Consider the following 4,210-nt stretch of genomic DNA (forward strand, 5'->3'; position numbering starts at 1 on the left):
TGAAGGATCAATTATTAAAGCCCCTTATAATTGAGAAATAGAAAAAATATACAGCCCTGTATTGAAGATTAAATAAAAAGTTTGTCGCAATGTAATTTCTAAAATAAACAGACGTTATTTTAGTAGTACAAATTTGTTTAGACCAAAGCCAAAAATATTTAATCTTTACACTTTAAAGTAATAATATACTCTAGATATATTTTAAGTTCTTTTTAAGAATTGAAAAATAAATTTAACATTTTAAATGTAAGTAAAAAGTTATTAAATCAATGCATTTCAGGTAGTTAATCGGAATTATCATTATTTTTATCGATTATTTTTTGAGATTAAATATTTTTGCAGTATTAAAAAATAGAGCATAAAATACGACTGTGAAGTATCTGAAATTAAAAAATATAAACCTACTAATAGTAACTATGTTATTGATTCCTTTTGTAGGAATTTGCCAAGCGACTCCCCCTAGTTCTAATGAAATAATGGAAACCATAATTCCGTCTGGAAGTAGTGCAACGGGAAGTTCTGGAAGTGTTACTTATTCTATAGGGCAAGTTTTTTATACTTATATAGGAGTAGAATCTGTTTACAATGTAGCGCAAGGGATACAGCATCAGGAAAATCAAGATAACTTAGGAACCCCAGATATCGAAAAACCTACTACAGAAATATTTGCATTCCCAAATCCAACAATTGATTTTGTGACCATAAGCATGACTGGATTAGAGTTGGAAGGACAAAAATCCTATAAACTTTATGATATTCAAGGAAGGCTTTTGAAACAAAACGCAATAAATCAAACAGAAGCACAAGTCAGCTTCAATTATCTTAGTCCGTCAATTTATATACTAGTTGTATACAATGGCAACCAAATTTTGAAATCATTTAAAATCATTAAAAATTAAAAAAATAAAAATCTAATGAAACTTGCATATACCCTTTTATTATTGTTTGTGACCATTACGTTCAAGGTATTTGCACAATCACCTGAAAAAATGAGTTATCAGGCAATTATTCGAGCACAGGATAATAGTTTGGTTGTTAATTCTAGAATTAGTCTTAAAATTATAGTACATCAGGGTACTGCAACAGGAACTAATGTTTATCAGGAAACACATTCTGTAAATACAAATGCCAATGGTTTAGTTTCTCTTGAAATAGGAACCGGAACAATTATTACAGGTGAGTTTAGTAAAATTGCCTGGGACAAAGGCCCTTATTTTATAGAAACACAAGTTGATGTAAAAGGAGGTACAAACTATAATATCACTGGTGTTACCCAGCTTTTAAGTGTACCTTTTGCTTTGTATGCCAAAACTGCTGGTTCTACAACTGCCACAGCTTCTAGGGCGACAATTGTTTCATTTACTTCTTCAAGAAATATTGCTGTTGCAGATATAAACAATACAATAGAATGTACAACATCATCTACATTGACCTTAACTGCTGATTTTGGAAGTATGCTTGTAGGAGAAACTATTAATTTGGAGGCTCACAATGGTGCGACACTTACAATTCAGGCTGCTTCTGGAGTAGCGATTAATTATACTGCTGCAGGAAGTGCAAAATTTGCAAGTACTGCAGGAAATGTGAGGTTTGGGTTTCTTAGAAAAACAGGAACAAATTCCTATATTATTTCAGGACAATGAAACATCTAATTTATTTTTTACTCTTTTCAACTGCGGTTTTCTCTCAGAACTATCATTATGCAATAGATGAAGCTCCAACGAAAACTACTCCTCCAGTAACTCCAGGTGTAAATAACCAAAAAGAAGAAATTGAATATTTCAATGCTTATTTATTGCCAGTAACTCAAAAAGCTACTATTCAAGCCGCTTTAGATAAGTATGGTTCTGTACGATTAGAAAAAGGCGATTATACAGGTGTAGATATTGTCATGAAAAGCAATCAAAGATTATATGGATACTCTACTTTAAGTCCAGTTTCGAATATCACAATTGCAGCAGGAAGCTCTAATGTGCTTTTGCAAGATTTATTGCCAAATGGTAAAACGATAACTTTTCAGGCTGGAGGCGTTATTTCTAATTGTACACTAAAGTCAATTAAATGGGCTACTGTTAAAGCGACCAATGCTCAAATCGAAAACAACTTATTTATTAATGTAATGAGTGCTATACAGTTTGATTGTAGCGCATCGGGATATTTTAGAAATAATAAAATCATAAAGCATCAAGTACATGGTACATCCAATCAGCTTGTAATGAAAGGAAACAGCACAACTCCAAGTTATGGAAATGTGCATTTACATTCTAATTTCTTAACGCCAGCTGGAGATGCCACAGATATTAATAATCTGCAATCTATGACTTTTGTCGGATTGGATAGTGAAGCTTGGAATTTTAGTGGTACAGGTACAAAGCCTATGTTGTATATGCAAAACATGGGAAATGTAAAGATTACAGATTTTGGAGGAGGAAACAGTTATTCTGCTGTTCAAACCCCAACTTTTGATATTACGGCTAATAATTTATTCTTTTTTAATAAACTTATTCAGGGAGAAGGAACAAGCGGTGCACCATCTGTTGCAGGAAAAACAAATGTACTTTATTTTGTTGGAGAACATGATACTTATAAAAGAAGTACTTCGCCCGTTACAGGTTTTGACTTAAAAGCACATATTCGTGGAATTGGACTTGACAAAGAGGTTACTTTGAGCGGAACTTCTCAAAACGCAGCTATTTCAAGTTCGTCTCCTATTTCAACGGCTATTCTTGGTACAAAATATACACCATTTAGCCGTACAACGTGGGAAACATTGCCAGATCCGTTAGGAGCTAACTGGGCATCAGACAGATCAGGGAAAACAGATAATACCAGTTATATTCAGAATTTAATAAATACTAAAGGTATTGCAGAACTTCCAGAAGGTACTTTTTATATCAGTTCAACTTTAAAAATGCCTGTAGATGGAACAAAAGGAATTATTGGAGCAGGAACAGGAAAAACTGTAATTGTGGGGTTAAAAGACGATTTCCCTTTAATAACACTTTCTGAGTCTGCAACAGGTGATAATAATTTTGTGCTTTCGCATCTGACATTGCAAGGTGGAAGCGTTGGAGTATATGCTCCTGATGAAATGGATTTGATTGCTTTTACGAATTTAAAATATGTGGTGTTTAGAAATCAAAACTATGGTATTCATCTGTATCGAATTTTTGGTTTGGACAACTGTTTTTTTGATAGTTTGAGTTTTGTAAATTGTAATATAGGATTTTTCCAAGATCCGAATCCTGTATATACCATTAAAGAAGCTGGATATGTAGATAAAGTTGTTTTCTACAACGGACAGTTTTTAAACTGTGGAACTGCAGTATCGATGAAAGCCACAAGAGCAGATAATCTAAATGCATGGATCAATTGTAAGTTTGATGGAAATAGTTTGGCTTTTGATATTTCTGGACATAATTTTCCTATAGCGGCCAATTGCGATTTTACAAATCATAAAGGACCTCATATTATAAGAGATGCTCCTTTGTCATTATACAGTTGTAATTTCTACAATAATGCCAGTACCGATGCTATAATTAGAGGACAAGGAAGTTTTATGGAAGGTTGTACTTTACAAGATAACATTCCGGTATTTTCTTCTACGGTACATTATAATATGAGTAACTATATTCTTAATTCAACAATTAGAGGAACTGTTACCAGAACGTATGGAATGACTCAAGGTGTTTATGTAAATAGTAATTTACAATCCAATACTGCTTTTAGTAAGTTGTTAGTAAACATGAAAGATAATGTTCCAATTATATTGATAAATGAAACGCCAAATCCTTATCCACAGCTTTTAGTAACGCAATAAAATAATATAAAGATTCTGAATGTTTTTATACATCGTGAATTTGAAAAGTGATCGGATATAATATCTATAAAAAACACTTCTAAAAAGAGGTTGAGAATAGTTAAGCTAATTCTCGACCTCTTTTTTTTATTTTTTACCTCAAAAGCACTGTTATTGGGTTATGCAGCGGGTAAAAGTACGCGATTAATTTCTTACATGATGCAGTTTTTAGGTAAATGGTACACCAAATTGAGTGTCGTAAAACGAGTCATGTTGTATTTTATCGGATTTTAAAATCCGTTGAACAGATTTATTATTATATACTCTAAACATTATATATTTTTGATCAGAATTTAAAATGAATGATAAATAAAAATCGTCATTTAGCTTTAAACCTTGTTAATAATTGAA

General features: G+C 32.2%; 3 protein-coding genes. All 3 read left to right on the plus strand.

Translation table 11 applies throughout. From position 1 onward, the window contains the following. Positions 1–476 precede the first annotated feature (476 nt). Genes VGE71_RS23275 through VGE71_RS23285 form a run of 3 tightly spaced genes read left to right on the plus strand, consistent with a single transcriptional unit; the run spans position 477 to position 3,820 of the window. Positions 477–899, plus strand: a complete 423-nt coding sequence (locus VGE71_RS23275) for a T9SS type A sorting domain-containing protein (protein WP_331140468.1) — start codon at positions 477–479, stop codon at positions 897–899. A 15-nt stretch (positions 900–914) separates the two neighbouring features. After that, the gene (locus tag VGE71_RS23280; protein WP_331140469.1) at positions 915–1,643 is read left to right on the plus strand and encodes a hypothetical protein; all 729 of its coding nucleotides are present in this window, start codon (positions 915–917) and stop codon (positions 1,641–1,643) included. Further along, on the plus strand, positions 1,640–3,820 hold the full coding sequence (locus tag VGE71_RS23285) for a hypothetical protein (protein WP_331140470.1): 2,181 nt from the start codon (positions 1,640–1,642) through the stop codon (positions 3,818–3,820). Before VGE71_RS23280 ends, VGE71_RS23285 begins: the two co-directional genes overlap by 4 nt. Positions 3,821–4,210: the final 390 nt, after the last annotated feature.

The sequence above is a fragment of the Flavobacterium sp. genome (assembly GCF_036405015.1).
Taxonomy (GTDB): Bacteria; Bacteroidota; Bacteroidia; order Flavobacteriales; family Flavobacteriaceae; genus Flavobacterium.